This window comes from Desulfobacterales bacterium (assembly GCA_030066985.1).
In the GTDB taxonomy this organism is placed as follows: domain Bacteria; phylum Desulfobacterota; class Desulfobacteria; order Desulfobacterales; family JAHEIW01; genus JAHEIW01.
On sequence record JASJAN010000078.1, the window covers coordinates 1 to 6400 of the forward strand.

7 protein-coding genes are annotated in these 6400 nt (G+C 43.8%); all 7 read left to right on the plus strand.

Annotation, left to right across the window (positions count from 1 at the left end):
- Nucleotides 1-135: 4Fe-4S binding protein (locus QNJ26_22570; GenBank protein MDJ0988338.1), on the plus strand; the 135-nt coding region annotated here is incomplete at its 5' end.
- Between the two features lie 967 nt (nucleotides 136-1102).
- Entirely contained in the window at nucleotides 1103-1582 is a 480-nt protein-coding gene (locus QNJ26_22575) for a 3-hydroxyacyl-ACP dehydratase FabZ family protein (protein ID MDJ0988339.1), read from the plus strand.
- Complete coding sequence (locus QNJ26_22580; protein ID MDJ0988340.1) at nucleotides 1579-2880, plus strand: beta-ketoacyl-[acyl-carrier-protein] synthase family protein; 1302 nt, start codon at nucleotides 1579-1581, stop codon at nucleotides 2878-2880. Before QNJ26_22575 ends, QNJ26_22580 begins: the two co-directional genes overlap by 4 nt.
- Before the next feature lie 31 nt (nucleotides 2881-2911).
- Nucleotides 2912-3220 (plus strand): phosphopantetheine-binding protein, encoded by a 309-nt coding sequence (locus QNJ26_22585; GenBank protein MDJ0988341.1) that lies wholly within the window; start codon nucleotides 2912-2914, stop codon nucleotides 3218-3220.
- A gap of 3 nt (nucleotides 3221-3223) precedes the next feature.
- A complete protein-coding gene (locus QNJ26_22590) occupies nucleotides 3224-3967 on the plus strand; it encodes an SDR family oxidoreductase (protein MDJ0988342.1) in 744 nt (247 codons plus the stop codon).
- Between the two features lie 40 nt (nucleotides 3968-4007).
- Entirely contained in the window at nucleotides 4008-5729 is a 1722-nt protein-coding gene (locus QNJ26_22595; GenBank protein MDJ0988343.1) for a hypothetical protein, read from the plus strand.
- A 190-nt stretch (nucleotides 5730-5919) separates the two neighbouring features.
- Nucleotides 5920-6400, plus strand: a 481-nt coding sequence (locus QNJ26_22600) for a hypothetical protein (protein MDJ0988344.1), incomplete at its 3' end; no start/stop codon positions are given.

The window sequence follows — 6400 nt, forward strand, 5'->3', positions numbered from 1 at the left end:
GTCGCTGCCAAGGAATGCTGGGATTGCAAAGAATGTTTTGAGCTGTGCCCGACCGAAGCACTGCAGGCCGCTTACCTATTAACCCAGTCGCTGACTTCTCATCCACCTTCTCTCGAATCCCAATCAGACGATTAAGTATCAATTCCATACCGAGGAATCAGAATACCGGTTATTGTGTAAAATGAACGCCCTTTGAAAGCAAAGGATTATCCATCTCTTTTGCGTAGAATTGAAATTAGCAAAACATTACACTTGCAATATTCATCTATATCTAAGGTGTCAAACTAGACTACTTTCATTACTATCTGAGGTTGTATAGTAAGCTGCGCATCACACATGTTGGCTGATTTGTATGTTTTGGCTAGACACCTAACCTTTCGCAAAAATATACAATCCTTTCGCTAATCTTACATTTTACTCACTTCCACTATTCCGACTTGGGCACGGTACATACAATTTTAAAATTGATGCCTAAATCTTAATTCTGATGAATAACTACAAGAATAAACGTTGTTATTTGGTGGCAAACGATATTAACTGCAACATTGTGGCATATGATAGTAACTACTTGACAATATTTAGCAATTCAAATAACCTAATGATCCATCGAAACTGATTCTGACAGCTACTTCCGATCCGACAGTTACACTGCTCGATACCTTTTACCCGCTCCTGGCTATCTCAATTGAGTGAAAGCGACCGCTCCTTCTAAAGCACAACCCAATCTTCAGTAATAATTGTTCTTTTCACATATCCAGCTTTAAAATGCTGTTAACACACATTTGGTCTGACGCGAAAAAGCTTTATCAACCGCATCTGTAGCAAAGCTGCAATCTAGTAGATTTTAACAATGTTATCGATTAGTTGAAACGCTTTGTAACACTTATGTCCGTGATGACACCGTAATCGCAGTAGAAACCAGTGCAATAACAGCACTCGCCACAGGGTTAAGGAGTGGTTGAAAGACCGCTTGTTTCACCTTCATTCATTTTAAAATTTTTGTTCGAAATTTTAGCTTTTTCCATAAGAAATTATTTTGCTCCAAGAAATATTTAAAATGTAAATATTTAAATATTTGATTAGGTTCGAAAGGAGTCTACCTGTGCGCTATCTGTTAATTGACCGGATAGAATATCTTGAAGTCAATAAGTCCATCCGGGCCCTGAAAAGCGTTGCGCTGTCAGAGGATGTATTTCATGATCATTTTTTTGGTTATCCTGTGATGCCGGGCGCTCTGCAAATTGAATCACTGGCTCAAGCAGGAACCGCCTTGTTGGAATATTCCGCCGATTTTAAAAAGAAGGCCCTTCTTGTCATGGTGGGTGAGGCAAAGTTTCGCAAAATGGTCAGACCAGGAGATCAGCTTTCAGTCAATGGAACGCTTTTATCGGTTAGCGAGAGATCGGCTCAAATGGATGGCGAAATTTGGGTTGCCGAAAAGCTGGTGATGAATGCGCGCCTCACTTTTGCATTGGATGATGCGGATCGGTTTTATCCCATTAAAATGCGCCAATTTATGGAAACAATTTACGATGTTTGGCTGGAAGATACTGAGTTTAAGAACGACAGGGGGGGTAAATGAATCCACGGCGAGTTGTCATCACGGGACTAGGCGCTATTAGTCCTTATGGAATCGGGGTTGATCTTTACTGGAATAACCTGGTCAAAGGAAAAAGCGCTGCAAAAATGATCGAGTCGTTTGATGCGTCTGGGCTGCCGACCCAATTTGCTGCGCCAATTACGCAGGATGAACAGCAGTTGGAAAGTCTGGTTGAAAATCAAAAATCTACCAAAACGATGTCAAAGGCAATCAAGTTAGCCGTCATATCGGCGCAGGAGGCTGTGGAAAGCGCTGGATTGGATTTTAGCCTGATAGATCCTTATAGAGTCGGCGTTTCCATGGGAGTTGGCGGTCTGGGTCTATGGGATTTAGAGCACTCTAAACATATGCTCCGGGTTGTGACTGATTCTACTGAGGAAGACAGTACGCTGTGTTATGCCAAAGTCTGGCAGAATCAGCTAACCCAGGTTCATCCGCTCACCTCTTTAAAAGCCTTACCCAACATGGCGGCGGCCCATATAGCCATTAGCTACAATGCACGCGGACACTGCCAGACAATTACGACAGCGTGTACATCTTCAAGCCAGGCGATTGGCGAAGCCTATCGCCTGATAAAAAATGATGACGCTGATGTCGTTATCACGGGCGGCAGCGATGCGATGGTGAATCCCAACGGTATGATTGCCTTTAGCATGCTCGGTGTGATTTCTAAAAATAACGCTGAATTTCAAGATGCCGCCCGCCCGTTCGACAAAAGACGCGATGGTTTTATGGTCGGAGAAGGCGCGGCTGTTTTTATGCTTGAAGAATATGAGCACTGTCGTAAGCGCAACGGCAATCCTTTGGCGGAAATCATCGGATATGCCAGCACGTGTGACGCTTATCGACTAACCGATGAACCGGCTGAGGCCTGGGGAGCGACCGAAGCCATGCGGTTTGTTTTACGTGAAGCGATGATAAATCCTGAAGAAGTCGATTTTATCAATGCGCATGGCACCGGTACACAAATGAATGATAAAAATGAGACGTACGCCATTAAAAAAGTTTTCCAAGATCATGCCTATCATATACCGGTTAATTCCACCAAATCGATGGTAGGTCACCTGGTTGCTGCCGCCGGAGCGATAGAATTGGTCGGGTGCGTAAAATCGATACATGAGCAGGTAATCCATCCCACCATTAATTATCTCGAGCCGGATCCTGATTGCGATCTGGATTGCGTGCCCAACGAGAGTCGTGAAGCAAAAGCAAATGTGGTTCTGTCAAATTCATTCGGATTTGGTGGTCAAAATGCCTGTTTACTGATGCGATCCATTTAACCGTATAAAAACCGTAACGTAGGAGACAAACATGACTGAAAATTATACGGATGAGAAAATTTTTTTAACAATTCGAGACATCGTCGCTCAGGCGTTACGAGTAGACATAACAAGAATCGAAATGGAGGCACGCATCTTCACTGATTTAGAAGCTGAATCCATTGACATTTTGGATATCCGTTTTCGGATAGAGCAGGCCTTCGGATTTAAGATTAGTGATGACGACGTGATGCGACATATTGGAGAAGATCTCAGTGCAGAGGAAATTCAAGAGCAATTTACCGTGGAAAGCCTCGTTGAGTATGTAAAGGAACGGCTTGCAGAAAAAGAGACGGTGTAGAAAATGGAAAAAAAAGCGGCTCTGGTAACTGGCGGCACTCGTGGTATTGGCCGGGCAGTCGTAACGCAACTGGCAGATCATGGCTATGAAATCATATTGGCAAATTATTTACAAAACGACGTCGAAGCTAAAAAAACGCAGGCCATTTTAAAGTCAAAGGGAGCGAGCTGTGCACTTATAAAAGCAAACCTGGCAAACCCGGATGATATCGACAACTTGTTTAAGGAGGTTGAGAATCGTTGCAACCACATCGATGCATTTGTGCATTGTGCAGCTCTGAATGCATTTAAGCCACTGATAAAGATTAAGCCCAATCAATGGGATCTAACGCTTAATATCAATGCGCGCGGTTTTCTTTACTGCGTACAGAAATCTGTACCGTTAATGCCAACGGGGGGAAGCATTGTTGCCATATCAAGCCTCGGCAGCACCCGAGTTATACCCAACTATGGTGCCATGGGACCGACAAAATCAGCTCTGGAGTCAATCGTTCGATACCTGGCCGCTGAGCTGGCGCCGGAAAAGATCAGGGTTAATGCAATTTGCGGCGGCATCATTGAAACCGACTCTCTGAAGCAATTCCCCGATGCTGAAAATTACTTAAACAAAGTTGTCGAGCATACGCCGGCCGGTCGTATCGGAAAGCCGGAAGATATCGCCCATGCCGTCCTGTTTATATGTAGCCAAGCGGCTGAATTTATTTGTGGTCAGGTGTTTGTTGTTGATGGTGGATTGTCTCTTTTTTAACTCTCAAACGATGGTATGAACGTTAGAAAGAGAGGATAACATGCCCCAAAAATGCATCTCGATGATTGTACTGTTTACCTTTCTTCATTATGTGGTTGTAGGGTGTGTCAAAACAACCTCAGTGCCAAAAGTAGATATAAATGTCGAGACGGCGGAATGTTGTGTTCACCAGTTAGTGTTAACAACCGGGGAAAAATATGAATTTGACGAACCAGGCGGGCAATATGCTGCGATATCACGTCTCATCACCGGCACGCTAAATGATGGCAGGAAGTTTTATCTGGATCTCACCAACGATAATCTAAGAGAAATCCGAACTTCAACAGGACAGACTATCTCAAGGGTGGAATTGGCCAGAAATCCTGAACAAACAATTTCAGAAATCATGGTTGGTAATACTATATACACCTTTGATCAGAATGGCGGTAAAGTTCAAGCTGAAGTAGCTGTGATACATGGAATATTATATACCGGAGAGGAAATCTATGTACCGATTGAAGATATCGTTTATGTAAACGTTAAACGCGTAGACGCTGAAAAATCAGCAGCAGTAGGAGTTGGCGTTTTGGGTGGAATTCTGATTGTTGTGGCGGCTGTGGTAATAATAGCCGTTGCGACTTTTTCGTGCCCATTAATATATTCCTATGATGGAGAACAGTACGTTTTTGATGCAGAGCCTTTAGGGGGAGTGGTTTCCAAGGGGTTACAAAAAAAAGATTTTTCCCGCCTGGAGCATTTAAAGGCGGTGGATAAATCTTATAAACTCATGATTCGCAACCAACTACAAGAGACCCAGTATCTCGATGAAATCAAGCTGCTGGTTTTCGATCATGACCCCGCAGATGTCATCATTCCCGATTTAGATGGCACTTTTTACACAATCTCAAAACCGGTGGTCAGCTCTAAAGCAACGGATGAAACGGGGCAAAATCTAAATCTGTTTTTAAACACAAGTGATGGTGTTTCCTGGCAGACCAATTTGCCAAAGATCGGTAACACGACGATTAATTTTCAGCGTCATGAGATCATATTAGAATTCCCGCGACCGGCGGGTGTTCAACAGGCTAACCTGCTCGTAAACGCTGGTACCGCCCTTTGGGGTTCAAAAATGGTAACCGAAATGCTTCAACTGCGCGGCGATCGGGTGGATGATTGGTACCGGGCCATTGATGCTCATGGGCCCGAGTTGATGGAACTCTATTATTTTATCGATCGAGAAGAGCTGTATGTCTTAAAGGTTCAAATCAAAAACGGAGATCAATGGGTGGAACAGGGCCTTATTGCGGGCGGTGGGCCGCTGGTTACCGAAGACCGCGTCATTCCATTGGACCTGTCTCAGATTTCCGGAGATAAACTCGTTCTGCGCCTTAAACCTCCTGCGGGATTCTGGCAAATTGACTATGTTGCGATGGACTATGAACCTGTGCAGCATATAGTGGGCCACGAAATACCCTTGAGAGCCGCAGTGGATCATACAGGTAAGGAAATTACTTCTTTCCTGAATCGCACAGATGGCATCTATCATCAAATGCCCGAAGCAAAAGATTGGTTTAAGGCAGAATTTGCTGCACCGGAGCAAAACCCCGGGATGCAGCGATCTGTTTTCTTAAAAACCACCGGCTACTATGAAATCAGGCTCGATAAAACACAACCGGAAAGAACTGAGCTGATCAGAACACTTATGGATACACCGGGAAAAATCGTCGATTATTCAAATAAGCGCTATTCTGAATGGTTTAAAGAACAATTAAGTACAAACTAGAAAAGATTTATCTTCTGTTTTCCAAATCGGATGAAGAAAAATGCAAATATCTTATAACAATTTCCTGAAAAAGTTGATAGTCATTGTCTGCATAGGTTTTTTGTCAATTGTTTTTTGGGGATGCACCAATGTCCGCCAACAGGAAAAGTTAAATGAAAATTATCTCCCAAAAGATGGTGTGGTCATCAAGGTGGCCAAGGTTGTCAATGATACCGGATTTACCTTTGATTTTGACATCGAAAAGATGCTGGCCGATGCGCTTGAAGAACAGCTTTTTGAAAAAGACCTGCTGTGGCTGGGAGATAAAGAGCCGAACATATTTATGGAAAGTACAATCATTGGCAGTTCATCTAAACAACCACTGACGCCCAAAGCAGGGCCTGATGAACTTTTGATTCGATGCAAATTAAAGGATGATAAAGATAACCCGGTGGGATCGATCATAGTCAGGCGAGAGCAGGTTATGAAAGATTTAAAAAACGTGGCAGGCTGGCAGGCTGCCATTAACAGCGCTGCCAATGATGTTGCCGAAGATATTAGAAGCCAGATTGAGAGCCATGGTTACGCCGTTCGACCCAAAACCTTACCTAAAAAGACAGCAGATAAGCCAATTGCTGCCTTCGCTCCTGCAAGAATAAACCCCGCCGAACCATGGAGCGGAGTATGGCGGG